Raw genomic sequence first — 25563 nt, 5'->3', positions numbered from 1 at the left:
CGGTAATACACCTGACTGGACGAGCCCGTTGATGCCGGAAACCATTCCCGCCGACTCAGTCGGATTGGTAACACCCAAGACCGCCACTTTCATCGAACCATTGCAACTGGTCAGTGGCGGTGTGCTTGACGGCTATGACCTGGTCTATGAAACCTATGGCCAACTCAACACCGACAAAACCAATGCCGTCCTGATTTGTCATGCGCTCAGCAGCGATCACCACGTCGCCGGTTATCATTCCACTGAAGACAAGAAGCCCGGCTGGTGGGAAAACTTCGTTGGCCCGGGCAAACCCATTGATACCAACAACTTCTTCGTCGTCGGGCTCAACAATCTTGGCGGCTGTGCAGGCTCCAGCGGGCCATCAAGCATTAACCCGAAAACCGGCAAACCTTTTGGACCGGACTTCCCCATTGTTACAGTGAAAGACTGGGTCGAAAGCCAGGCAAGGCTTGCCGATCTGCTGGGTATCGAACAATGGGCCGCGGTAATCGGTGGCAGTCTCGGCGGCATGCAGGTACTGCAATGGGCTATTGATTATCCTGATCGCCTGCGTCATGCCGTGGTTGTAGCATCAGCACCAAAACTGACCGCACAGAATATTGCCTTCAACGAAGTCGCGCGCCAGGCGATTCGTACCGATCCCGATTTTCATGACGGCCGCTACAGCGAGCAGGGTACCGAACCCGCACGCGGCCTGCGCATTGCCCGCATGCTTGGCCATATTACCTACCTTTCTGACGACATGATGCGCGAGAAGTTTGGTCGCGACCTGCGCGACGGCAAGATCGACTTCGACTTCGATGTCGAGTTCCAGGTAGAAAGCTATCTGCGCTACCAGGCCGACAGCTTTGTTGGTCGCTTCGATGCCAATACTTACCTGCTGATGACCAAGGTGCTGGATTACTTTGACCCGGCGGCGACATGCGATGGCGATCTCACTCGCGCCCTGTCCACCGCCAGGGCCGACTTTCTGGTTGTTTCCTTCAGCAGTGACTGGCGCTTCGCGCCGTCGCGTTCCCGAGAGATCGTCAAGGCCGTTCATGACAACGATCTTAATGTCAGCTATGCCGAGGTGGATGCCATACACGGGCATGACGCTTTCCTGATGAAGATTCCGCAATACGTGGCCGTATTTGATGCCTACATGAAACGCGTCGCCAGGGAATCCGCGAAGGGAGCAGCACAATGAACCTGCTTGCCCAACGACCTGACCTGGCGATCATTGCCGACTGGATCAAGCCGGAAAGCCGGGTACTGGATCTCGGCTGTGGTGATGGCACGCTCATGCACCACTTGCTGCAAACCAAGGGTGTGAACGGTTATGGTGTCGATATCGCCGACAGCGACGTGGTGCAATGCATCAGTCATGGCATCAATATTATCCAGATGGATCTTAACCTTGGCCTGGCGGAGTTCGATGAAGACTCGTTTGACCATGTCATCCTGTCCATGACGCTGCAGGCCATGCATCGGCCTGACTTGCTGCTCAAGGAAATGATGCGCGTTGGCAATGAAGGCATTGTCACCTTTCCCAACTTCGGTCACTGGAAGTCACGGCTGAACCTGGTATTCGGTGGCCACATGCCGGTAACGCGATCCCTGCCCAACGAGTGGTACAACACGCCCAATATCCACTTGTGCACGCTCAGCGACTTTGAACGGCTTTGTGACCGGCTGGGCTTTCGCATACTGGAACGCCAGGCCGTGGATCACAGTCACCGCGGCAGTTTTGGTTTAAAAATATTGCCAAACCTGCTGGGCGAAGTGGCGCTGTATCGTTTCCGGAAAAAATAACAGTCGCCGCATTTACCAAAGAATAAGGCCGGGTCACCCCGGCCTTTTCCGTACGCCCTCGAAGCGCACATCGTGCAATCCGTGATCAGCCCACGGTAATACTGGTTGATGCGCTACCGAGGATTCCGCCTCGACGAATATCGTAATAGTCCACGGTCGCGGTGCGCGTGCCGCTACTGGGCATGGTCAGGAGCAGATCATAACGCTCACCCGGGGCAATTAACTGTGACGTTGTTCGTATCGGGTTCGGCAAGGGCCGGCCGTCAGAGGCGATGACATCAAATGCCAGGCCGCCGAGGCGAACCACGGCCGGCTGGTATCCGACACCGGTTGCACGAATCAGCACCTTCTTGCCGGCAGCAGCACGTATGGCTGTTGTCGTATCGTTCAGCGTATTGCCCCCATCGCGTCCGTTAATCATGAAGTAATCCGGGCGATGACGCGCAGTCGGTGCGCCGGTAGCCATGCCACCACCCATACCGCCACCACCCATACCGCCACCACCGTGCCAGGTGCTGTCGAAGGTATGCAGGTGCCAGATGTACTCCTTGTCAAACGTCGGTCCGTTATTCCATGCCTTGTTGGTTGAGCCATCACTCGGGCGAATGATAACAGTACCGTACATGCCCATTTCAAAATGCAGCACCGTATCCACATGACAGTGGTACATATAGGTACCGGCATGGGGTGCAGTGAATGTATAGGTATAAGATGTACCCAGCGCCTGTCCCATACCAACCGATCCAGAGGTCGCCGGTACGCCGTCATTGGCCTGGTTCACATCGAGACCATGCAAGTGAATGGTATGCTCCATCATGGAATTAAGCGTGACGTTTACAGTCTGGCCCTGGACACCTTCGATGACCGGGCTTGGCACGGTGCGATCACCGTTAAAACCACTGCCAAAATACCAGGTGCTGATTGTCCTGCCATCAGCCATGGTTGCCGAACCATTCATATTGACGCCGACCGTGGCATTATTGGGACCAAGAAATGTAAACGTGCGGCCACCGCCGGTTGAGCCGGCGCCACCACCGCCTCCGCCACCACCGCCACCCATACGTCCCATGGGAACAGAATTTAAATAGCTAAACATAACAAACCTCCAATACGTTCAGTTCGACCGCCTCAGGCAGCCGACATAATGATCAATGCGCCGTTGGCATACGTGCCATCAGCAGTCACCCCGGGGACATAGTGCGTGTGCAATGGATACTTGCCGTTCTGCTTTACCGGCAACATCACATCAACGCACTCGCCCACGTTCACCAGCACCGTGTCCTTCTCGCCCATAAGCGTATCGGGCACACGGTTGCGTGTAGCGATGTTCACGTGGTAACCATGGAAATGCATTGGATTGGTAATGGCACCGACATTAATGAAACGAATTGCCACATCATCACCGGTTCGCATGGAAACCACCGTATCCGCATCGGCGGATGTATCGGGGTAACTCATGCCATTGACGAAAAAGTAATTGGGCTCGTAGTTGGCCATGTTGTAGCTGCCACCGGCCGCAACTGCGGCATTCAGGCGATCATCCAACTCGTTGAGCACCAGCGTGTATTGGCGATCAAAAGACGGGCCGCCGCGATACAGTCGTTGGCTGCCATCGGACGGCATCACCACCATCGGCCCGGCAAGACCCATGGCACGACCGATTTCGCCGTTGCGACTGTCGGTATAAAAATAACTTCCCGCCGCCGGCGCCGTGAAGCTGTAGCTGCGGGAGCTTCCCGGCGATACTGAACTGGTGCCTTCCAGCACTCCCGGGATGACAAAATTGATATTGCGATCCAGTGCATTGCTGACATTGACCGTAACAGCCTGGCCTTCCTGCACAACAAGGCCGGACGTCAACGCACCCGGTCCCGTGCCATTGTTGTCACGGAAACGCCAGACAAATACCGATGTCCCGTCTACCAGTGTCCGGGTTGCGCCCTCGGCCGTGAGATTGACTGTTACTGCAGCGTTCGCCTTGCGTGGCAATAGCGTGGTCATGCCAGACATGCTGAATGCTGCAGCGCCCGCGGCCCCGTTACGGAGAAATTCGCGCCGTTTCATATGATTGATCTCCTCAATACACTCTAGTGAAGGTTACAAACCGTGTTTTCCCGACCCCAAGGGCTGCACGTGATCAAGTCGTACAGCCGCAAATCCCTTTGGTTTTATAGTTATCACCCGTGGATCACGGGCGGCGCCAACCACAACCGGTCTGATTGTCTTATATGCGTATAGGTCTGGTTGATGCGGGAATGAGATTAGCGATCAGCCAAGGTTCTTGTCTGTAACGATAATCACTAAGCTTGTGTGATTTTGGTTACACTAAAAAAGCAGGGTTTTATGAGGAAAGGGAGATTGTTGGCGTTATTCAGCGACCGCGCGAATAGCGTCGAGATCAACGATTTCAATAATGCCGCGACCCATGCGAATGCAGCCGCAGACTTTCTCGTGCTCCTTCAGAATTCGGCTAATGACTTCGCGCGTTGAACCAAGATGGTGGGCCAGGTCCTGGTGTGTAAGTTGCAGAACGGTTGATCCGGTTTCTTCCACCTTTTCCAGCAATGTGCGGGCAATACGTCGATCCAGCCGCTCAAAGGCAAGATCCTTGATCAGGGTGGTCATCTCGTTAAGACGCCTGGCAATAGTCAACAACATGATGTTTCTGAAATCATTAGATCCTGAAAACGCGTATTGAAACTGCTCGTGGGACATACTGATGGCCGATACATCCTGCTCGATTATCGCCTTGATACCGCCAGGCCGTTGGTCAATCAACTCGGCCAATGCCAGCACACAGACATCACCCGGCCTGATTCTGTACAACAGGATTTCACGCCCCTCTTCCGATGTTGCCATTACCCTGACCGCTCCGGCAGACAGCACCATAAAACCGGGACTGTTTCCATCGCCGGCATTAATCACGGTTCCGGCCGGAATAAAATAGGGTCGCGCCGAAGCAGAGACTTGCTTCCAGACAGGATCATTGATACGGGAATACTGTTCGGGAAACCCCGAACTGATTACTGCAGATTCGGTCACGCCATGCTCCCTCGCTAGCGATAAAAACAGGCAGCATTAGCGATATCTTTATTTATGGTAGCGCTGCCATATCAGGTTTTTATAATGTATTTATGCGGGTCAATATACGAGCAATAGCAAACGCCTGCAAGCCGGGCAGTATTTACCTCAAGTTTCATCCACAAGTACTTGTTTGAAAATACGATGACTTTCTTTTCAGCGACCGTCAGGGGACTCGTTTTTGGCCAGCACCGTCACCATCAGTATCGCCGGGATGCCCATGACTGCCGCGTAGACAAAGAAGCTGACATAGCCAAAGCCATCAACAATCACCCCGGAGAATCCCGAGACAAACTTTGGTCCAAGCGTCATCAGGGAACTGAACAGCGCGTACTGGGTTGCTGTATACGCCGAGTTGGTCAGGCGCGACAGGTAGGCGATGAATGCCGACCCGGCAAGGCCACCGGAAAAATTATCGGCACTGATGACAAAGGCAAGGCCGGCGAGACTTTTATCCATGACTGCCAGTTGCGCATAAAACAGGTTGGTAATTGCCACCAGTATCGCGCCCAGCAACAGTATGCGCATGATGCCGTAACGCACTACCAGCGCACCACCGACAAAGGCGCCGCCCACCGCCATGGCAAAGCCGAACAACTTGGCAATATTGGCAATCTCCGGCTTGCTGTAGCCCATGTCGATATAAAACGGGTAAGCCATGTTGGCCAGCACAATGTCACTGATGCGATAAATGCCAATAAACAGCAAAATGGTCAGCGCCCATTTCCCGTTACGTTTGAAAAAATCGGTAAACGGGCATACAACAGCACCGATGAACCAGGCAACCGGCCTGCGAATAACACCCGGCACATGCGCCGCCCGCTCAAGGTAATCAATAACACGCTGCTCGTCGGCGGCCATGTTTGAACCGACCTTGTGTTCAGGCTCGCGAATAACCAACACAGTAACAATACCCACTATGATGCTGGCAGCCATAACCAGGTAACTGCTCTGCCACGACGCATATTCCGCAATATACAAGGCGCCTGCGCCACCAACCAACGCGGCGGCCACGCGCCAGCCACTCTGGTACATGGCCGCCATGGCGCCCTGGTACTCTGCTTCTACCGCCTCGATACGATAAGCATCAATGGCCACGTCCTGGGTGGCCGAAGCAAACGCCACCAGCAAGGCAAACAACGCCATGGTTACGATATGCTGCGTCGGGTTGGTCAATGCCATGCCGGTCAAGCCAAGAATAATGAACAGCTGCGCCAGTAACATCCATGACCGGCGCTTGCCCATCACGCGCGTGAAAAACGGGATCGGTACCCGGTCCACTACCGGTGACCAGAACACCTTGATGGAATAGCTGATGCCTATCCAGGCGAAGAAGCCGATCGTGCTGCGCTCAACGCCCACATCACGCAGCCAGGTAGACAGCGTTGTAAATACAAGGGGAAACGGCAGCCCGGCCACAAAACCAAGAAAGAACATGCCAACAACGCGTGGCCGGGTATAAACCGACAGCGCCTCCCGCCAACTGGATACTGTCGCCGTCAATCAGTTTCCTTCCAGGTCGTAGTCGTAATCAATAATCAGCGGCGCATGATCGGAGAACCAGTTGTCTTTGTAGATGCGATCCTTTGTTGCCTTTTTGGCAATACCGGGCGTGGCGATATGGTAATCAATGCGCCACCCCACATTATTGGCCCGGGCATTACCACGGTTGGACCACCAGGTATACTGGTCCGGTTTCCGGTTGACGACACGAAACACGTCCACCCAGCCCATCTCATCAAACAACTTTGTCAGCCAGGCGCGTTCTTCCGGCAAGCAACCCGAGTTCTTCTGGTTGCTTTTCCAGTTCCTGATATCGATCTCTTTATGAACAATGTTCCAGTCGCCGCAAAGAATGAATTCACGACCGCTGGCCTTCATGTCTTGCATGACCGGGGTGAACTCATCCATAAAACGAAACTTGGCTTCCTGCCGCACATCACCGCTGGAACCGGATGGCACATAGATTGAGGCAATGCTCAGCTCGCCAAAATCCACCTGGATGTAACGCCCCTCGGCATCCCATTCCGGCAACTCCAGGCCAATGCGCACATTATCCGGCTGCAGTTTGCTGTAAATAGCGACACCACTGTAGCCCTTCTTCTCGGCGTCGTGGAAATAGCCGTAAAACCCCTTCGGCTCCAGCATCTCGGCAGTCAACTGGTGCACCTGGGCCTTGGTCTCCTGGATGCAGACCACGTCGGCCTTCTGCCGTGCCAGCCACTGAAAAAAGCCCTTCTTATGGGCCGCCCGGATGCCGTTCAAATTTGCTGATATCACTCTCATGGGGCGAAGGTACTAGAAAACAAGCATGAATTATAGCGCTACGCACTCACCAGCAGACCACATTGAAGAGCAGTTTCGTGGCCATGCTCGGCCTGACCCTTGCTGCTGCACAGATCTCTCACGCGGGAAAAATCCCGCTCTTCTGCCTGAAACAAAAACCCGGGTTGCCGCGCCCGGCGACTTTGGCTATCCTAGTTCGAGCATGTGCCTGTGCAGCAAATACCCTGTGGTATCAACAGGCCTTCAGAATAATAATATTTATTGCAGTTTCCCCAATCGGGGCTTGGCGACAATTAAACGAGTCATACTGCCAGGCAGGTTTTCCTGCCCGGCGTTTTATTTGTGGCCAACCCAATAATACCGCGAAAGGGGAACCCTAGTGCGCATCGTTGCCGCCGTTCTGAAAACCACACTCTTCATTTCACTTGTTGCCTGGCTTGCCGGCTGTGGTGGCGGTGGTGGCGGTGGTGGCGCGCCGGTACTACCGGCTACCTACACTATCGGCGGCACGGTAAGCGGGTTGGCAACAGGCAATACCGTAGTATTACAAAACAACGGTGGAGACAGCTGGACGGTGTTTGCCGATGGCGCCTTCCAGTTCGGCACGCCAGTTGCCGATGGAACAAGTTATGACGTTACCATACTGGTCCAGCCCTTTGGGCAGACCTGTACAGTGGCCAATGGCACCGGCACGATCAGTGGTGCCGATATCACCAGCATTGCCGTGAACTGTGTGACCAACACTTACACCGTGAGCAGCATCGTCAGCGGCCTGGCTGCCGGGAACAGCGTGGTGCTACAGAACAACAGTGGCGACAACCTGACGGTGAATACTGATGGCACGCACGCCTTCGCCACAGCTCTCGTCTCTGGCGACACCTATGCCGTGACGGTACTTACACAACCGACCACCCCGAACCAGGTATGCACGGTCAGCAATGGCAGCGGCACCATCATTAACTTTGATATCACCGTTACAGTCAGTTGCGTGACCACTACCTACACTATCGGCGGCACGGTAAGCGGGTTGGCAACAGGCAATACCGTAGTATTACAAAACAACGGTGGAGACAGCTGGACGGTGTTTGCCGATGGCGCCTTCCAGTTCGGCACGCCAGTTGCCGATGGAACAAGTTATGACGTTACCATACTGGTCCAGCCCTTTGGGCAGACCTGTACAGTGGCCAATGGCACCGGCACGATCAGTGGTGCCGATATCACCAGCATTGCCGTGAACTGTGTGACCAACACTTACACCGTGAGCAGCATCGTCAGCGGCCTGGCTGCCGGGAACAGCGTGGTGCTACAGAACAACAGTGGCGACAACCTGACGGTGAATACTGATGGCACGCACGCCTTCGCCACAGCTCTCGTCTCTGGCGACACCTATGCCGTGACGGTACTTACACAACCGACCACCCCGAACCAGGTATGCACGGTCAGCAATGGCAGCGGCACCATCATTAACTTTGATATCACCGTTACAGTCAGTTGCGTGACCACTACCTACACTATCGGCGGCACGGTAAGCGGGTTGGCAACAGGCAATACTGTTGTACTGGAAAATAACGGCGTTGTTGCTGTCACTGTGTCTGCCAACGGCGCTTTCCAGTTCGCGGCTGCAGTTCCTGATGGCAGCGCTTATGATGTAACGGTACTGACTCAACCGACTACACCGAACCAGGCCTGCGCAGTTACCAATGGCACCGGCACGATCAGTGGTGCCGATGTTACCGATATCACAATTACCTGTATCACCACTACTTACATGATTGGTGGTACCGTATCGGGACTGGCTACGGGCAACAACGTGGTGTTGCAAAACAATGGCGGAGACGATTTAACCGTCGCGGCTAATGGCAACTTTACCCTGCCAACTGCCGTCACTGACGGTGGCAGCTACAATGTTACAGTACTGACTCAACCAACCGCACCGAATCAGACTTGTACGGTGACCAACGGCAGCGGCACGGTAAGCGGATCCAATGTGACAAATGTCGCAGTGGCTTGTGTCAATAATTTCACGCTTGGTGGTGCTATCACTGGCCTGGAACCGGGTAACCGCGTGATCTTGCAGAATAACGCTGGTGATGACCTGACCGTATCCGCCAATGGCGCATTTACCTTTGCTACCGATATAGCCGATGGCAGCACGTTTGATGTTTCCGTGCTGACGCAACCGGCCTGGCCCAAGCAGTCCTGCGCCATCGCCAATGGCACCGGCACCATCAGCAACAGCAATATTACCAATGTCACGGTTGTCTGTGTCATCACCCGGGATCATTTAGCGGGCATATTTCATAACCCGATGGCGGGTACATACGCCTCGACTTCTCTGACATTTGGTGATGTCGACGGTGATGGAAATCCTGACCTGATAGAAAGCAGGCTTGGACAGGCTGACGCGGTTCTTCTTAATGATGGCAGAGGCAGCTACATAGACAGCGGGCAGTCATTAAGTGCCGACAATACCCTGGATATTGAATTGGGTGATGTGGACGGCGATGGGGATCTGGATATGGCTGTGGCCATCAACGGCTTGCCAAATCGGGTGTATTTCAACGACGGCACCGGCACTTTTACTGACAGTGGACAGGCACTGGGTGTAATTCACGGCACCCAGGATGTTATTCTGGCCGATGTTGATAGTGATGGCGACCTGGACTTGCTAACAGCAAATAATGGTCAAGCTAACCGGGTGTATTTCAACGACGGCACCGGCACTTTTACTGACAGTGGACAGGCACTGGGATCAAATAACACCTACGCGATAGTGGTCGGGGATATTGATGGAGACGGGGATCTCGACCTCGTATCAGCGAACTTCAATAACCAGGGCAACCGCGTTTACATTAATGACGGAACTGGCACCTTTACCGACAGTGGTCAATCCCTGGGAACCAACAATACCACCGCCGTCAGTCTTGGCGACGTAGATTCAGACGGTGACCTTGACCTGGTCACAGGGAACTCCACACTGACCAATCGTCTCTACATCAATGACGGAACCGGCACATTCACCGATAGCGGTCAATCGCTGGGCAGCAACAACTCCAGGTCGGTTGTTCTCGCTGACCTGGATGCAGACGGTGATCTTGATTTGACCGAAGGCAATTGGGGTCAAGCTAACCGCATTTATTTCAATGATGGAGCAGGAAACTTCACCGACAGCGGTCAGGCACTCGGGGCAAATGATACCTTCTCGGCTATAGTGGTCGATATAGACGGTGATGGAGATCTCGACGTGGTATCAGCTGACTACAACCAGGCAAACCAGGTATTCATCAATAACGGCAACGGCTTCTTCACCGACGGCAGCCAGGCAATGGGGACAAGCGAGACCTACTCTGTCAGCCTCGGCGATGTCGATGGCGACGGCGATCTTGACTTCGTAACCGGAAACTGGAATCAGGCCAACGGTGTCTATCTCAACGATGGCCTGGGCAACTTCAGTCTTGGCGCATCTTTGGGTAGCAACCAGACACATGCGATTGCGCTTGCCGATCTCGACTTCAATGGCACCCTGGACCTGGTGGAAGGCAACTGGCTCCAAGGCAACCGTGTATTGCTGGGCGATGGCAGCGGAGGGTTCTTTGACAACGGCCAGTCACTGGGAACAAGCAAGACCTTTGACATCGCTCTTGGGGATGTTGATGGCGACGGCGATCCAGACCTGGTGACAGGCAACGATGGCCAAGCCAACCTCGTCTGGATTAATGACGGTCAGGGCAACTTCACTGACAGCGGCCAGACATTGGGAACAAACGCCACGGCATCCGTTACTCTTGGCGACGTTGACGGGGATCTCGATCTCGATCTCGTGACAGGCAACCTCGGTCAAGCCAACCGGGTATACCTTAATGACGGTACCGGCACCTTTACCGACAGCGGCCAGGCCCTGGGAGCGAGCACCACCTATTCGGTCGAGCTTGGTGATTTGGACAGTGATGGCGACCTGGACCTGGTTGCCGGAAACTCCTCAGGTGAAGCAAACAGGATATACCTTAATGACGGTACCGGCACCTTTACCGACAGCGGCCAGGCCCTGGGCGCAAACTCCACCTTGACCGTATCACTCGGAGATGTAGACGGTGATGGCGATTTGGACATAGTGGCTGGCAACCGATTTTCCGCAAACCGGGTATACCTTAATGACGGCAGCGGTAACTTTACCGACAGCGGCCAGGCACTGGGAGTAAGCGCCACATATGCCACCGGGCTCGGTGACCTGGATGGCGATGGCGATCTCGACTTGCTGGAAGGAAACAGCGGCGCCCAGCCCAATCGGATATATATCAACCTGACAAACTGATTCTCTTTATATACAGATCTTCAGCAAGGCGGGCCGTGGCCCGCCTTTTTCTTTGCCGGAATTCATCCCGGCAGACCCAATAACCCGGCATCCCGGCGTCAACCCTGAAACCTGTATCGGTAAATCATACTGGTCTCCCGTTAGCCATTTCCGGTATGCTCCACTCCCATGCAAGACTACGAAAAAGAATTTCTCGACTTCGCCATTGGCCACGACGTCATCCGCTTCGGCCAATTCACGCTGAAATCCGGTCGCCTTAGCCCGTATTTTTTTAATGCAGGCCTGTTCAATACCGGCGCCATGCTGGCACGCATTGGCGAGTACTACGCGGCTGCCATACTGGATTCCGGCATTGAGTTCGACATGCTCTATGGCCCAGCCTACAAGGGTATTCCGCTGGCGGCGGCCACGGCCATTGCCCTGGCCAACAACCACGATCGCGATGTGCCGTTTGCTTTCAATCGCAAGGAAGCCAAGCAGCATGCCGAGGGCGGCATTATTGTTGGTGCGCCACTCGAAGGTCGCGTCATGATCATCGATGATGTGATTTCTGCCGGCCTGTCCATTGGCGAGGCGGTCAATGTCATTCGCGGTATGGACGCCAGGGTGGCCGGCGTGGTCATTGCCCTGGATCGGCAGGAGCGCGGCGCCGGCAAGCTGGCAGCCGTCAAGGAAGTCGAAGAGAAGTTCAATATCCAGGTGGCCAACATTGTCAGCCTCAAGACACTGGAAACCTACCTGGAACAAAAAGGCGGGCAAGAAGAACACCTCGCCGCCATTCGTGAATACCGCCAGGAGTATGGCGGCTAGTTATCTTTTTTGCCCTGCCGCAAATTGCTATGGCGGCGCGCGTTTTCGGCCAGAACCACCACAATCTACTTGATCAGCTAATGGGTACGGCTTTCAGTGTAATGCGTGACCATACTGACTTCGTCAATATCGCCCACCAGGTTGGCGCCCTCGGCGATAGTAATAAACGGTGCCGACAAGCTTCCCATTACTTGCGAACCAGGGCGTAACTCAATCTTGCTATTGGCAACTATATTGCCTTTGACCCTGCCTTTGACAACAACCATTTCGGCATTGATGTTGCCCAGCCAAAACGCGGACTCGGCAATCATAATTGCGCCATCCAGGTCTGAATCACCGACAACACGACCGTGGATCACGTAGCTGCATTCGCCGCGAATATCGCCCTTGACTATTCGATCACGCTGGATCGTGACGGGTACGGTTTGTATTGAATCCAGTGTTCTGCGATGCATCTTGCACCTCCTGTTTCCGGTTGCCTTGCTTTCCGGTTCCCCATTTCCCTTTTTACCCGTATTACTCGGGTTCATAAGCGACAATAATACGCCTTTAGCCAAAGTTTTGCATGATAGCGTTCACAATTTGCATACTAAAATACCAGTTTCAAACCCACCAGGACGGTTACCACTTCGAAAACACGCTTAATCCAGCGGTTACCCTTGGCGATAGACCAGTGTGCTCCGAGGTAGCCACCAATTACCGAACCCAGCAACAATGCGGGCAGCCAGTCCCACTTTACTTCGCCGAGCAAGGTCAGGGTGATGGCGCCGGTTCCATTCCAGAAAATACCGACCAATACCAACGTGTAAGCGACGGCGCGACGATAATCGAGACCAAACCAGCGTACCAGCCACAACGTGCAAAACAGCCCGGTGCCCGATGTCAGCGATCCATTCAATACGCCGATCAGGAACAGGCCAAGACCGCCAACCATGTAGCCGCGCTGGTTGCGATTGCTGGGCCGATGCTCTAGACCCAACTCACTGTTTATGTAGGAGTAAACACCAAGCCCGATAGTCAGCACGCCGAGGCTCAATCGCGCCCATTGGTCCGGCACATCAAGAATGTAGGTCGCGCCCAGGACCACGCCGGGGAGACCGCAGGCCAGGATGAACACGGCCATGTTCCGCTCCAGGCTGCCTTCACGCCAGTGACGAATGGTCGCGCCCAGACCAAGCGCAACGCTGGCAATCTTGTGCGTGGCCAAGGCCACACCAAAATTCAGGCCGAGGAAAATCAACACCGGAAACTGCAACAGGCCGGCACCGCCACCGGCAAAGGCGGAAAACGCGTTGGCCACCAGCGAGACAACGAACAGCGCCAAATACTGAAAAATATCGCTCAAAATCACCCAATCCGATGCTAATATGTTGACATTATCCCTGCTGGTTAACTATTTTGGAAAATAATTACGCCTTATGGACAAAACACTCATGAAAAACCTAACGCTGACGTTATTGCTTGGATCGCTTCTTCTCGCAGGTCAAGCGGGCGCCACCAAGATCAAGAAATGCCAGGATGAGGACGGGATGTGGCACTACGGCGACCGGGCGGCCGCAGCCTGTGCCAAGTCCAAGATCATTGAAATGAATACCGATGGCACCAAGACCGGGGAAGTCGCTGCACCACCAACAGTCGAGGAACTGAAAGTACTTGAAGAACAGCAAAAGCGTGATGAAGAACGCAAAAAAGCCGAGGCCGAACAGGCCCGGCAAGACGCCCTGCTGCTCTCAATCTATGGTCATGAAAAAGACATCATCTACGTTCGAGATCGGAAAATCGCCCAGGTCGAACACTCCATCACCGCCAACAAGGAAACCTTGACGACACTGGAAAAGACCCTGGAACGGCAACAAAAACAAAAGGTTGAAGAAGACAGCCTGGAGCACACCCGAAGCCAGATCAACCGCGTCAAGGGCGCCATCGACGCCAAGCGCGTCGAACAAAAAGACATTGAGGCCCACTACAACAAGGAACTGGTTCGGTACAGGGAGATCAAGGCCAGCCAGGCCGCAGCCGAGAAGCTCACTGCACCGGAAAAATCCGCCGACCCGGCGCCATCTGCACCGCAGCAATGATCATCCCCGGTTAATGCCCGCGCTACTCTTGCTCGGGCTCCACCCACCGGGTTTCACCCCCGGGAATGGACTCCTGCTTCCAGAACGGTGCACGGGTTTTCAGCTCATCGATGACATAACGACAGGCGGCGAAGGCATCGGCGCGGTGGGCGGACCAGGCCGCGACCAGGACGATGGGGTCGCCCTGCCGCATCAAGCCGACCCGGTGAATCACCAGCACGTCCAGCACGTCCCATTTTTCCAGGGCTTCACTGGTCACTTTCTGCAGGTGCGATTCGGTCATGCCGGGGTAATGCTCAAGGCGCATTTCGGTGACATCCTTGCCCTGGTTAAAGTCGCGCATGGTGCCGACAAAGATCGTGGTCGCACCAAATTTACCCAATAATTCTGCATGTTGGGACTGGTATGCCTGGACTTCCTGCCACGGATCCAGGGCCCGCTCTTGCACCCGTACTTCCATTATTTCTCCTGCCGGAACATCGGCCATGAGCTGCACAACCGGTTCATTGTGATGTGTGATTCCTGTTCAGGATTAACCGCCGGTGACCGGCGGGAAGAACCCGACTTCGTCGCCGTCACTGGCCACTGCCTCCCAATCCACGTACTCTTGGTTGATGGCAACCAGCAACTTGGGTGGCCGGGTCATGCCGGTTACTTTATCCCAAAGAACGGTGACAGGTATTGCCCCCTGAACCTCAACATTCGCCTCGCTGCGCCCCACCCGCTCTCGGACGCTGGCAAAAAACCTGACTGAAATACTCATAAAATTCCTTTGTGCTTTCCCGCCCCGGGAAACTGCGTTAAGATGCTCGGCGTTTCGAGCTTAAGACCTCGAAAAATTTAGTAACTCGCTGTTTTTTAAGTGGTTTTTCAAGTAACGTTCCCGGCTCAACCAGCCGCATTTTGGCGCATTAGGCCAAGTTTTCCAAAATAAAGAACACTTATACGCAACCGCAGTAATACTAATTAGTGTTGCCCCTATTTTGGCTTTAAAGTTTCGCGCCTCAAGACATTTCGAACAATATATTAGGAAGGGGTTAAAACGATGTCCAAGTTGGTTAAGCCACATGGTGGCGGCGAACTCAAGCCACTGTTGCTGGAAGGTGATGCTGCCAAGGCAGAACTGGAGCGCGCCAAGGGCCTGAAACAGGTCAAAATGAGTTCCCGCGAAACCGGCGACGTCATCATGATGGGTATCGGCGGTTTCACCCCGCTGGAAGGCTTCATGACCCACGCCGACTGGCAAGGCGTCTGCGACGGCTACAAAATGGCAAACGGCCTGTTCTGGCCCATCCCGATTACCCTCTCCACTGATTCCGACAATGCAAACGGCCTGAACGACGGCGACGACATCGCCCTGGTCGACGGTGAAACCGGTGCCATCATGGCCACCATGACCATCACCGAAAAATACAGCATCGACAAAGCCCACGAATGCATGATGGTCTACAAGACCACCGAAATGGATCATCCTGGCGTAAAAATGGTCATGGAACAGGGCGACGTGAACCTGGCCGGCCCGATCAAGGTCCTGTCCCTGGGCGGTTTCCCGGAACAGTACGGCGACCAGTTCATGACACCGATGCAGACCCGCGCCGAATTCGAAAAACGTGGCTGGACAACCGTTGCCGCGTTCCAGACCCGCAACCCGATGCACCGCTCACACGAATACCTGGCCAAGATCGCCATCGAAACCATGGACGGCGTTCTGATCCACTCACTGCTGGGCAAGCTGAAGCCTGGGGATATCCCGGCTGACGTGCGTTCCAACGCCATCGGTACCCTGATCGACAAGTATTTCGCTCCGAACACCGTCATCCAGGCCGGCTACCCGCTGGACATGCGTTACGCCGGTCCACGTGAAGCCCTGATACATGCCCTGTTCCGCCAAAACTATGGCTGTTCACACCAGATCGTTGGTCGTGACCACGCCGGTGTCGGCGACTACTATGGCCCGTTCGACGCGCACCACATTTTTGACGAGATTCCGAAAGATGCCCTGGAAACCCAGCCGCTCAAGATCGACTGGACCTTCTGGTGCAACAAGTGTGACGGCATGGCTTCCATGAAGACCTGCCCACACAGCGCAGAAGACCGCATCCTGCTATCCGGCACCAAGCTGCGTCATGCCCTGTCCGAAGGCGGGGAAGTCTCTGACAAGTTCTCACGCCCGGAAGTGCTGACCATCCTGCGCGCGTACTACGGCAGCATCAAGGAAGAAGACAAGGTGAAAGTGGAGCTGAAAGGCCACTCCGCCAAGTAATCTTCCGGCTACAGGTTTTGTCCAGCCGACCCGGGCTAGCACTAGCCGGGGTCGGCCAGGCAGAAAGCATTGCAGAAATGCAATTTGGGGGAGACCCCCATTTTTCAACGTTGAAAACTGAAAATAAAACGGAGGGCTGATATGCCTACTTTTGTTAGAACCGAGAAATGCGACGGATGTAAGGGTCAGGACAAGACCGCTTGCATGTACATCTGCCCGCACGATCTCATGAAACTGGACAAGGATGGCTCTGAAACCGGCCACGCCATGAAGTCCTACAACCAGGAACCGGAACAGTGCTGGGAATGCTACAGCTGCGTGAAGATTTGTCCTCAGAACGCAATCGAAGCCCGTCACTATGCGGATATCGTTCCCCTGGGTGGTTCCGTACAGCCTCTGCGCGGTACTGACTCCATCATGTGGACCATCAAGTTCCGCAACGGTACCTTGAAGCGCTTCAAGTTCCCGATCCGTACGACTGCTGAAGGCTCCATCGATCCTTATGCAGGCAAGCCTGCTGCCGACATGGCCAAGATCGACGAGCCTGGCTTCTTCAACAACGAGAACGGTTACCGCGCTGGCGATCCAGCCGAACTGATCCGCAAGTAAGCCTGAACTTTTAGCTTAAGAGAGGAAAAGAAAATGGCAGGAGAATTTGGTAATCCTGAAATCGTCGAAGAAGAAGTAGACATTCTTCTTATCGGCGGAGGCATGGCCTGCTGTGGCGCTGCATTTGAAATCATGCGCTGGGCAGAAGGCACTGACCTTAAAATCAAACTGGTAGACAAGGCTGCTATGGATCGCTCTGGCGCGGTTGCACAGGGTCTGTCTGCTATCAACACCTACATCGGTTCCGAGCAGGATCCTGCGGACTATGCCCGCATGGTATCCAACGACCTGATGGGTATCACCCGTGATGACCTGGCTTATGACCTGGGCCGCCACGTTGACGAATCTGTACACCTGTTCGAAGAGTGGGGTCTGCCAATCTGGAAGACCGACGAGAACGGTGAGCGTCACGACGGTTCCAAGGGCATGACTCCCCTGAAGGACGGCGGCAAGCCCGTACGCTCCGGTAAGTGGCAGATCATGATCAACGGTGAATCCTACAAGTGGATCGTAGCCGAAGCTGCGAAGAAGGCACTGGGCGTGGACAACATCCAGGAACGTGTTTTCATCGTAGAACTGATCAACGACAAGAACGACCCGAGCCGCATCGCCGGTGCCGTCGGTTTCTCAGTTCGTGAGCACAAGGTATTTGTCTACAAGTTCAAGGCTTGCCTGCTGGCAGCCGGTGGTTGCGTAAACCTGTTCCGTCCGCGTTCAGTGGGTGAAGGCCAGGGTCGTGCGTGGTACCCGGTATGGAACGCAGGTTCTACCTATGCCATGGCCGCACAGGCCGGAGCAGAACTGACCATGATGGAAAACCGCTTCGTACCTGCCCGTTTCAAGGACGGTTACGGTCCGGTTGGTGCATGGTTCCTGCTGTTCAAGGCCAAGGCCACTAACGCTTTCGGCGAAGTGTACATGGATCGCAACAAGGAAATGCTGAACGACTATCCTCCGTATGGTCAGGCTGCTGTTCCTGCTTCTTGTCTGCGTAACCACCTGATGCTCAAGGAAATGAAGGAAGGTCGTGGTCCTATCTACATGGACACCGTTACCGCCCTTGCGAACCTGAAAGAAACCCTTTCTCCTCGCGAAGTTAAGCACCTTGAAGCTGAAGCCTGGGAAGACTTCCTGGACATGTGCGTTGGTCAGTGTGGTATCTGGGTTGGTGAAAACATTGAACCTGAGAAGAAGAACTCAGAATTGATGCCTACCGAACCTTACCTGCTGGGCTCTCACTCCGGTTGCTGCGGTATCTGGGTATCTGGCCCAACTGACGTCGGTGCTCCTACCGACGAGTCTGAAGCCGGTGTTCCTGATCACCTGCCGAAGGGCTGGAACTGGGGCTACCGCTCCATGACCACCATTAAGGGTCTGTTCACCGCTGGTGACGGCGTTGGCGCCTCTGGTCACAAGTTCTCTTCAGGTTCTCACGCTGAAGGCCGCCTGGCTGCCAAGGCCATGGTCAAGTTCTGCATGGACAACAAGGACTGGAAGCCTGAGCTGGAACGTTCTACCGAGCAGTTGGTTGAAGAAGTTTACCAGCCGGTCAAGACCTTCCTGGAGTTCAAGGACTACACCACCGCGATCGACGTTAACCCCCACTACATCACTCCAAAGATGCTGCAGTTCCGTCTGCAGAAGATCATGGACGAATATGTAGCCGGCGTTGCCACTTACTACAACACTAACGAGCATATGCTCGCAGTGGCTGAAGAAAAGCTGGAAATGCTGAAGGAAGACGCCGCCAAGATGCGTGCCAAGGACCTGCATGAACTGCTGCGTGCCTGGGAAAACTATCACCGCATCCTGACCGCGGAAGCTCACATGAAACACATCCAGTTCCGTGAAGAGTCTCGGTACCCCGGTTTCTACTACCGTACCGACAAGAACTTCGTGGACGAAGAAAACTGGAAGTGCTTTGTGAACTCTATTTACGACCGCAACACCCACAAGTGGACATGCTTCAAGCGTGCTCACGTGGATCTGGTCGACAAGTCCAAGCTGTTCAAGTAAGGGCTTGTGGGGTGAAGTTTTAACCCCATATAGACGAAAGAGTCCGGGTACTTCGGTACCCGGACTTTTTTTTCCTCTACCGGAAGTCCTGTAAGTTATTGATTTCCCAGTACCAATTATCAGCAGTAGGAACTCACTATGAGCGACAATAACCTGAATCCTCCCAACCAGAGCCCGGTCGTGCCCAATATGCTGACCGACGACAGCCGCCTGAGCTTTCGCTGTCACAAGGACATTGCCTGCTTCAATGCCTGCTGCAAAAACATCGATATCACGCTGGCGCCCTACGACATCCTGCGGCTGCAGCAACACCTGGGAATGAGCTCGGCAGAATTCCTGCCCAAGTACACCATTCCCTTCGAAATGGACGCCCAGGGCATGCCCGGGGTCAAATTCCGGCCCGTCGACGGCGGTACCGCCTGCCAGTTCATGACCGAAGAAGGCTGCTCCGTCTACGAGAATCGCCCTACAGCCTGCCGCTACTACCCGCTGGGCCTCTTGTCCATCAAGCACAAGGACGCTGCCACCGACGAGCAGAGCTACGCCCTGGTGTCTGAGGAGCACTGCCTGGGCCACCAGGAAGACCGCCCCCTGAGCGTCGGCGAATACCGCGCAGAACAGGGGGTTGACGTCTACGACGAGCACACACGTGGCTGGAGACAGTTGATTTTAAAGAAAAAATCAGCCGGACCATCGATTGGCACCCCGTCCAAACAAAGCCTGCAGCTATTCTTCATGGCCAGCTATAATGTGGACCAGTTTCAGGAATTCGTGCTCAGCGACCAGTTCCTGGGCTCATTCGAGCTGGAGCCGGAGCTGATCGAACAACTCAAGACCGACAAGGTCGCTGTGCTGGATTTCGGCGTCCGCTTCCTGAGACAAGTGCTTTACGGCGAAAAAACCATCAATGAGAAAGAAAACGCCCACGAAGCCCGCGAAGCGCACCTGAAAAAACGCGCCGAAGAAACCCGCGAATTGGCACGCCTGGAAGCGGAGGCCGCGGCCCAGCGCGCCAAGGCCGAACGCGAAAACCGCTGAGGCTACTGCCGCGTTAGCAAGGATACTAATAACTAAATACCCGTTGTGGTTAGAGAATTTGAAACACCCCGGCCCTGCCGGGGATTTTTTTGTCTTTTTTCTACGATTAATCGGGGTAAGACCTGACAGCTGCAGAGCAGATGGCAGCTCTGACCCCTGATTAATCCGTCTCACTCCCCGTCATTCCCCTGGAAAGGGGAATCCAGGAAATTATTATTTGGCCCGCCTCCGGCGGTCTTTTAACTGCTAATAATGGGCTTCCGCGCCCAAACGGCAGGCCCCTTTTCTTTGCTTGTCCAAAGAAAAGGGGCGAAAAGAAAGGACACCCGGCTGTCCAAAACACCCTCCCCTTCGCCCCATCAGCCAGATAAAGCGCGGTCAGCACCAGAACCAGCAGGGCTGGTTCAGGAAGCCCCTAATGAAACGCCGAAGGAGGTTCTAGGGGAACTCGCCGGTCGCAAAATACGCGACTCGGGCTCGAACAAGCTGCCCCGCTTTCTGGCTGATCCGGGTCTTGGGTCGGGCGAGGACAAACGGGAAGGTTTTTCGAGATAGGATTTTTGATCGCAAAGGAATGAACATTATTATAGTATGATTTTATATAGTCACCAAAGTCTGACTCTTTTACGGAGACATCGTATGAAGAAATCGCTAGTTGTCGTCGCGTTGATTGGCATAATGTTGGCAGGTTGCCAGGATGGAAAGGATGGTGATGCCTTTCTCGCATTCTTCTGGGTCGCACCGCCGGTAAGCTATAGTGATAACAATCCATCTATTCCGCCTACCATTATACTGCAGGAGCAATATTCTGTTGAACCAGGCACGTACGGTTTCACTTATACGGCATGGGACAATAGCGTATGGTCTGGAACGTACACCATAACAATCGAAGAAGGAATAATTGGATTGTTTCCTCTTGTACCCGGACCGGATGGCGAGGACTCCCATTTTGAATTGTGGCTGTTCTCCATTGGGCCTTCATTCTGGGATGTATCAGAGACTGATGAAATCTCTTTAGTAGTACAGAGAAATGCTACAACCTCAGGAAAATCGATCCAGGTCACAAAGCATGATTATATCGGGCCCATACCGCCTGCGCCCACCGACTATATGGAGTCTGTACAAGTAAGCGGTAGATATAAGTTTGTAGTAAAGGCCTGGAGAGAAACCGACTGACCTGGGTTTATTTTTTTGCTAAATAACTTGGCACTTAGGAATTAAATTGTAGGCAGTTGTCATAGATTAAAATGAAGGTTATGTCGCTGACCCATTTCTGGTTGGGCTGTTGGGCCTTGAAGGCCCGGTTCAGATGATTGGCTTCGGGCTGTAGCTGCTCTCGTTGTATTACCACACGTTTGTGTCGTTTTGATCGGGTGGCAGCTAATTGCAGGTTTTGTAAATAACCGTGTCCGAAATGGTGAGGAAGATCAGAGAGCAATTAATGCCAATATTCAAACCATGCTAACATTGCTGTTATAATTATCTAATTCCACTATTCTTAATGCCGTTCACAAGGAGGCAACCCAAAGCAGATAATGGAGTCCGACCCTGGGGTTGCTTCTGGTTTGACAGCCTATATTGCGATCCTTTAAACCCGTACACTCAAAGTAAGTGTCATAATCAGCAGTCGTCACCACGGCTTGTCGAGGCTGAATCGATCACGGTTTTCGGAGAATTACATATGATCAAAATACTGTCTATCGCGGCCGTCGCGATTGCACTTTCTGCGGTGATCTACCACTTTACCTCCACCACATCATCATCTTCAGTTGCTGACAATACCCGAAACCTGATCGTGTCAGGCCAGACAATAACCCTTGCCGACAGCAACATTGATGCTGTGAATATTGTCGGCTCCCGCAATACCATAAACATTGACGCCAGTATCAGCGCGTTTAATGTGACTGGTTCTGACAACACGCTGAACCTTGGCACGGGTGTTTCAATTACTGCCTGCAACGTGGTCGGTAACAGAAACACCGCTAATGTTCGCCAACCTGGCAATATTTTGTGCAACCTTATAGGCAAGGACAACAAGGGATTTTCCGCCAAACCAGACAAGTTGTAGCAATATAATGACTGTCCCCGCCCGTAATGAAAATCGAGACATGACAATTCCCGATCCGGCTTATGAGCCGGTGTCATTTTTGTCTCTGTGCGAGATTCTCCATTGGACACATGGACAAATCCGGCGACACGCTTGAGGCTATTGCTCGAGGTTCTGGCTACAAGCGCCTTCCGCCCGGTTTCATTATCACTGGCTCCGGACAACAGGTGCTTCTTGCAGCCCGAAAGAACCACCCAGACCGGTCAAACACAAAACTGTATTACCACGAACTCCCTTCCTGGTTCTTCGCTTCCGGCGTCTCCGTCACCCGATTGTTATTGAATGACTAAAATGCCGGTATTTTGGTTGCGCTTGTGCATACCAGCTTTTTATCAGTAGATCCATATATTCAATCTGCCATCTATAATGTGAATTGTCGTATTCCATACAACATGGCGGCGGTCCTTCGGTTCACGGTGGTGGCTATCTCCACATTTTTTAAAACCTATATATTCACAATAGTTAACGCATTTCTTAAGTGCCGGGTTTTTATCTTTGTGCAAAAATACACTATATATGATTAATATTTGATAAAAGTCCGTTTCTTTACCCGGTTCTGCCTGATGGCGCAGGAAATCAAAAATGAAAATTCTGGTTATTCTCAGTCTATTAATATCCGCTTTTACAGTTTCCGCCAAGGAAGAGCTGGTATTTGCGCGGGCACCCCAGTTGGCCGCGCGGATTACGTCGCAACAGTGGACGCCGTTTGTCCAAAAACTTTCCGAAAGCACCGGTGTTGCGATTTCACTTCGTGTGTACACGGAACGAAATGACTTTGAAAGAGATATTCGGCATGGTGCCGTCGATTTTTATTATGGCAATCCCGGGTACGGGGTCGTCGGACACATCAGGCACGGCTATATACCGATAATTCGAAGCGGGCGAAAGCTCCTCGAGGGAATAGTCGTCGTTAAAAAAGACAGCGGTATTACCGATATCAGGCAACTCGCCGGAAAAACCATCGCGTTTCCTGACAAAAATGCGTTCGCGGCATCCCTGTATATACAATCTATAATCAAGTCCGACTTCGGGATTTCCTATAACCCTGTATATACAGCCTCTCATGACAATACCTATCGCGCTGTATTAATCGGAACTGCATCCGCTGGTGGCGGGATTAAAAGGACACTGGAGAGCGAACAGGTCAGGCTCAGGGATCAACTGAAAACCATATATGTCACACCTGGCATGAAGTCACATCCCATTATGGTACATCCCGGGGTACCTGAAAAAATACGTCGTACAATTCAGAATGCCATCCTGAACATGGAAAAAAGTGACAACGGGAAACAGCTTCTCAAAACTATCAAGCTGCAGAAGCCGGTTGTCGCCGACTACAATCGGGATTACAGGAAAATCGAGCCATTGGTGCGAAATATGTACAAGGATCTCATTGATTGATATGTCCTTGAATCATCAGCTGAGCAAGTACACTCTTGGCACACAATTGACACTAATATTTATAGCGACCTATACGATCGCTATAGTTGTTATTGGCTTTATTGACTATAACCGGCAAGTACGAAATACGGAGGCGTCCAAAACAGTCCGAATAACCGGATTGGCAAGGAGTATCGCCACGATTATCAATCTTGATGTCTACGAGAACAATTACGTTGTTGTCGAACAGCAATTGTCTGCGCTTGGCGGTCTTGACGAAATCGATCTCATAACAATTTTCAGTCCCCGCGGCCTGGTTCTAATCGAGCTGGAGGCATCAAAAGACGGGAACATGATTCCCACGTATCGCTACGGAATCGCCGACCCGGATTTTGACACCGAGCATGCAAATTACACGTCGGACGGCAGCCTGTTAGTCCGCGTGCCGGTCTCCTTTTCCGGGCAAATAGTGGCCTGGATGTCTATCACCTCCGGCGACGACAATATACAATCATTCAAATACCAGATAATTCTGGAAATTCTCGCAATTGGAGTATCAATACTATTAGTCACATCCTTGACCACGATTTTTTTTCTCAGGTTACGGCTGGCCTCTCTAGCGGTCTTGACTGATTTCTCGGCAAACCTGCCACAAGGGCGGGGCAACACGATTACCCTGCACAGCACAACCTCGGAACTTAGCGCACTGATGAACTCCCTCAACTGGGCTTCCGGCCAAATAAAGCAACAACAGGAGTTATTGGAGACACACAACCTGATGCTTGAACATCGGGTCGCCGAGAGGACCCGGGAACTGGAAGCTGCTAAAAACGAGGCTGTTAGGGCAAGCCAGGTAAAATCCGAATTCCTGTCCCGAATGAGCCACGAATTACGCACACCGCTGAACGCAATACTGGGTTTTGCCCAGGTCCTGGGCCTGGAAGAAGGCCGACTCGATGAAGGGCAACAGGAAAATCTCGACGAGATTTTAAAGGCCGGACATCATCTGCTTTTTCTAATTAATGAAATTCTGGATCTGGGCAAGATCGAATCCGGAAAAATGGAGGTATTCCTGGAGCCGGTTTCGGTCGGCGAAATAATCGATGACTGTCTCCCGTTAATACGGCAACTTGCGAACCACCGACACATCACAGTGGTCGATAACACCAACGGCCATCAATGCCAGGTCCTGGCTGACTTCTCCCGGTTGAAACAGGTACTGATCAACCTGTTGTCCAACGCTGTCAAGTACAACAGGGATGGTGGAGAAGTCCGCATTACCCAAGAATTCACTGCCCCCGACACCCTGAGAATATCCGTTACCGACGACGGTGAAGGCATGACCGATACACAGGTTGAAAGCCTGTTTTCACCGTTTCACCGGTTAAATCCCACGGTGAATGTAGAAGGCGCAGGCATTGGCCTGGTAATCTCCAAAAGCCTGGTGGAATTGATGGACGGAAAAATCGGCGTTATCAGCATGCCGGGCCAAGGCAGCACCTTCTGGATAGAGTTGCCTGGCACCAACAGAATCGGGAACCAGAGCAAGATTGGCTGATTGTCTTCAGGCCAGGAGCCACCGCTTTTCCTTGACCTGGAGTATTGGCCAGGGACAGGCCCTGATACCAACTTTAAATATTTAACACATCCAACAGGAAATCGAACAGGTTCAGCCACATCATTCCTGTTTGACAGAACTTGTGCCGTCGTTTCCTGGTTCCCGGTTCCGGCGTCGGGATTCAAAGTAAATTCCTTTTTGCGCGGCCGGTTCCCTTGCATTAATCGA

Annotated in this window: 22 protein-coding genes; 13 read left to right on the top strand and 9 right to left on the bottom strand. The window is 53.2% G+C overall.

Annotation, left to right across the window (positions count from 1 at the left end):
* The first annotated feature begins 31 nt into the window (after positions 1–31).
* Together OEZ10_04620 and metW are read left to right on the top strand one after the other, a co-directional pair.
* The gene (locus OEZ10_04620) at positions 32–1192 is read left to right on the top strand and encodes a homoserine O-acetyltransferase (GenBank protein ID MDH5632261.1); all 1161 of its coding nucleotides are present in this window, start codon (positions 32–34) and stop codon (positions 1190–1192) included.
* Positions 1189–1797 (top strand): methionine biosynthesis protein MetW, encoded by a 609-nt coding sequence (metW, locus tag OEZ10_04615; GenBank protein MDH5632260.1) that lies wholly within the window; start codon positions 1189–1191, stop codon positions 1795–1797. Before OEZ10_04620 ends, metW begins: the two co-directional genes overlap by 4 nt.
* 85 nt (positions 1798–1882) lie before the next feature.
* On the opposite strand, the gene OEZ10_04610 is transcribed toward metW, so the two are convergent.
* From OEZ10_04610 to OEZ10_04590, 5 genes are all read right to left on the bottom strand, one after another.
* The gene (locus OEZ10_04610) at positions 1883–2893 is read right to left on the bottom strand and encodes a multicopper oxidase family protein (GenBank protein MDH5632259.1); all 1011 of its coding nucleotides are present in this window, start codon (positions 2891–2893) and stop codon (positions 1883–1885) included.
* A 32-nt stretch (positions 2894–2925) separates the two neighbouring features.
* Complete coding sequence (locus tag OEZ10_04605) at positions 2926–3861, bottom strand: multicopper oxidase domain-containing protein (GenBank protein MDH5632258.1); 936 nt, start codon at positions 3859–3861, stop codon at positions 2926–2928.
* Positions 3862–4164: 303 nt separating this feature from the next.
* The gene (locus tag OEZ10_04600; protein MDH5632257.1) at positions 4165–4839 is read right to left on the bottom strand and encodes a Crp/Fnr family transcriptional regulator; all 675 of its coding nucleotides are present in this window, start codon (positions 4837–4839) and stop codon (positions 4165–4167) included.
* Between the two features lie 195 nt (positions 4840–5034).
* Positions 5035–6381, bottom strand: coding sequence for an MFS transporter (locus OEZ10_04595; GenBank protein ID MDH5632256.1), 1347 nt, complete (start codon positions 6379–6381; stop codon positions 5035–5037).
* A complete protein-coding gene (locus OEZ10_04590; GenBank protein ID MDH5632255.1) occupies positions 6382–7164 on the bottom strand; it encodes an exodeoxyribonuclease III in 783 nt (260 codons plus the stop codon). It lies immediately after the preceding gene.
* Positions 7165–7543: 379 nt separating this feature from the next.
* Here OEZ10_04590 and OEZ10_04585 point away from each other — a divergent pair, with 379 nt between their 5' ends.
* Together OEZ10_04585 and pyrE are read left to right on the top strand one after the other, a co-directional pair.
* Positions 7544–11476 carry a VCBS repeat-containing protein gene (locus OEZ10_04585; GenBank protein ID MDH5632254.1) on the top strand — a complete coding sequence of 1311 codons (3933 nt, stop codon included), beginning with the start codon at positions 7544–7546 and terminating at the stop codon, positions 11474–11476.
* 168 nt (positions 11477–11644) lie between these two features.
* Positions 11645–12286: an orotate phosphoribosyltransferase gene (gene pyrE, locus OEZ10_04580; protein ID MDH5632253.1), complete on the top strand. Its 642-nt coding sequence runs from the start codon at positions 11645–11647 to the stop codon at positions 12284–12286.
* A 77-nt stretch (positions 12287–12363) separates the two neighbouring features.
* On the opposite strand, the gene OEZ10_04575 is transcribed toward pyrE, so the two are convergent.
* Positions 12364–12741, bottom strand: coding sequence for a polymer-forming cytoskeletal protein (locus tag OEZ10_04575; GenBank protein ID MDH5632252.1), 378 nt, complete (start codon positions 12739–12741; stop codon positions 12364–12366).
* A 134-nt stretch (positions 12742–12875) separates the two neighbouring features.
* Positions 12876–13622, bottom strand: coding sequence for a sulfite exporter TauE/SafE family protein (locus OEZ10_04570; protein ID MDH5632251.1), 747 nt, complete (start codon positions 13620–13622; stop codon positions 12876–12878).
* A 97-nt stretch (positions 13623–13719) separates the two neighbouring features.
* Here OEZ10_04570 and OEZ10_04565 point away from each other — a divergent pair, with 97 nt between their 5' ends.
* Positions 13720–14364: a DUF4124 domain-containing protein gene (locus OEZ10_04565; GenBank protein ID MDH5632250.1), complete on the top strand. Its 645-nt coding sequence runs from the start codon at positions 13720–13722 to the stop codon at positions 14362–14364.
* Positions 14365–14386: 22 nt separating this feature from the next.
* On the opposite strand, the gene OEZ10_04560 is transcribed toward OEZ10_04565, so the two are convergent.
* Positions 14387–14824 (bottom strand): molybdenum cofactor biosynthesis protein MoaE, encoded by a 438-nt coding sequence (locus OEZ10_04560; GenBank protein ID MDH5632249.1) that lies wholly within the window; start codon positions 14822–14824, stop codon positions 14387–14389.
* Positions 14825–14896: 72 nt separating this feature from the next.
* Entirely contained in the window at positions 14897–15127 is a 231-nt protein-coding gene (locus OEZ10_04555; GenBank protein ID MDH5632248.1) for a MoaD/ThiS family protein, read from the bottom strand.
* A 282-nt stretch (positions 15128–15409) separates the two neighbouring features.
* Between OEZ10_04555 and sat the strand changes: the two genes are divergently transcribed.
* The 8 genes from sat (at position 15410) to OEZ10_04515 (ending at position 25335) form a co-directional block, all read left to right on the top strand.
* A complete protein-coding gene (gene sat / locus OEZ10_04550; protein ID MDH5632247.1) occupies positions 15410–16627 on the top strand; it encodes a sulfate adenylyltransferase in 1218 nt (405 codons plus the stop codon).
* Between the two features lie 141 nt (positions 16628–16768).
* Positions 16769–17236 carry an adenylyl-sulfate reductase subunit beta gene (gene aprB / locus OEZ10_04545; GenBank protein ID MDH5632246.1) on the top strand — a complete coding sequence of 156 codons (468 nt, stop codon included), beginning with the start codon at positions 16769–16771 and terminating at the stop codon, positions 17234–17236.
* 33 nt (positions 17237–17269) lie between these two features.
* Positions 17270–19252, top strand: a complete 1983-nt coding sequence (gene aprA, locus OEZ10_04540; protein MDH5632245.1) for an adenylyl-sulfate reductase subunit alpha — start codon at positions 17270–17272, stop codon at positions 19250–19252.
* 138 nt (positions 19253–19390) lie between these two features.
* Entirely contained in the window at positions 19391–20290 is a 900-nt protein-coding gene (locus OEZ10_04535; GenBank protein MDH5632244.1) for a YkgJ family cysteine cluster protein, read from the top strand.
* Positions 20291–20929: 639 nt separating this feature from the next.
* Complete coding sequence (locus OEZ10_04530; GenBank protein ID MDH5632243.1) at positions 20930–21466, top strand: hypothetical protein; 537 nt, start codon at positions 20930–20932, stop codon at positions 21464–21466.
* 505 nt (positions 21467–21971) lie between these two features.
* A complete protein-coding gene (locus tag OEZ10_04525; GenBank protein MDH5632242.1) occupies positions 21972–22358 on the top strand; it encodes a hypothetical protein in 387 nt (128 codons plus the stop codon).
* Between the two features lie 621 nt (positions 22359–22979).
* Complete coding sequence (locus tag OEZ10_04520; protein ID MDH5632241.1) at positions 22980–23798, top strand: phosphate/phosphite/phosphonate ABC transporter substrate-binding protein; 819 nt, start codon at positions 22980–22982, stop codon at positions 23796–23798.
* A gap of 1 nt (position 23799) precedes the next feature.
* Positions 23800–25335 carry an ATP-binding protein gene (locus tag OEZ10_04515; GenBank protein ID MDH5632240.1) on the top strand — a complete coding sequence of 512 codons (1536 nt, stop codon included), beginning with the start codon at positions 23800–23802 and terminating at the stop codon, positions 25333–25335.
* Positions 25336–25563 lie beyond the last annotated feature (228 nt).

Source organism: Gammaproteobacteria bacterium, assembly GCA_029880545.1.
Taxonomy (GTDB): domain Bacteria; phylum Pseudomonadota; class Gammaproteobacteria; order Acidiferrobacterales; family SZUA-150; genus JAOUOD01.
This window is presented reverse-complemented; position numbering and strand designations above follow the sequence as displayed.

Coding starts and splice junctions, on each gene's coding strand:
- OEZ10_04530 (MDH5632243.1), top strand. CDS start 20,930: ATGAAGAAATCGCTAGTTGTCGTCGCGTTGATTGGCATAATGTTGGCA.
- OEZ10_04605 (MDH5632258.1), bottom strand. CDS start 3,861: ATGAAACGGCGCGAATTTCTCCGTAACGGGGCCGCGGGCGCTGCAGCA.
- OEZ10_04525 (MDH5632242.1), top strand. CDS start 21,972: ATGATCAAAATACTGTCTATCGCGGCCGTCGCGATTGCACTTTCTGCG.
- OEZ10_04515 (MDH5632240.1), top strand. CDS start 23,800: ATGTCCTTGAATCATCAGCTGAGCAAGTACACTCTTGGCACACAATTG.
- aprB (MDH5632246.1), top strand. CDS start 16,769: ATGCCTACTTTTGTTAGAACCGAGAAATGCGACGGATGTAAGGGTCAG.
- OEZ10_04535 (MDH5632244.1), top strand. CDS start 19,391: ATGAGCGACAATAACCTGAATCCTCCCAACCAGAGCCCGGTCGTGCCC.
- OEZ10_04560 (MDH5632249.1), bottom strand. CDS start 14,824: ATGGAAGTACGGGTGCAAGAGCGGGCCCTGGATCCGTGGCAGGAAGTC.
- OEZ10_04620 (MDH5632261.1), top strand. CDS start 32: ATGCCGGAAACCATTCCCGCCGACTCAGTCGGATTGGTAACACCCAAG.
- OEZ10_04610 (MDH5632259.1), bottom strand. CDS start 2,893: ATGTTTAGCTATTTAAATTCTGTTCCCATGGGACGTATGGGTGGCGGT.
- pyrE (MDH5632253.1), top strand. CDS start 11,645: ATGCAAGACTACGAAAAAGAATTTCTCGACTTCGCCATTGGCCACGAC.
- aprA (MDH5632245.1), top strand. CDS start 17,270: ATGGCAGGAGAATTTGGTAATCCTGAAATCGTCGAAGAAGAAGTAGAC.
- OEZ10_04520 (MDH5632241.1), top strand. CDS start 22,980: ATGAAAATTCTGGTTATTCTCAGTCTATTAATATCCGCTTTTACAGTT.
- OEZ10_04575 (MDH5632252.1), bottom strand. CDS start 12,741: ATGCATCGCAGAACACTGGATTCAATACAAACCGTACCCGTCACGATC.
- metW (MDH5632260.1), top strand. CDS start 1,189: ATGAACCTGCTTGCCCAACGACCTGACCTGGCGATCATTGCCGACTGG.
- OEZ10_04565 (MDH5632250.1), top strand. CDS start 13,720: ATGAAAAACCTAACGCTGACGTTATTGCTTGGATCGCTTCTTCTCGCA.
- OEZ10_04590 (MDH5632255.1), bottom strand. CDS start 7,164: ATGAGAGTGATATCAGCAAATTTGAACGGCATCCGGGCGGCCCATAAG.
- sat (MDH5632247.1), top strand. CDS start 15,410: ATGTCCAAGTTGGTTAAGCCACATGGTGGCGGCGAACTCAAGCCACTG.
- OEZ10_04555 (MDH5632248.1), bottom strand. CDS start 15,127: ATGAGTATTTCAGTCAGGTTTTTTGCCAGCGTCCGAGAGCGGGTGGGG.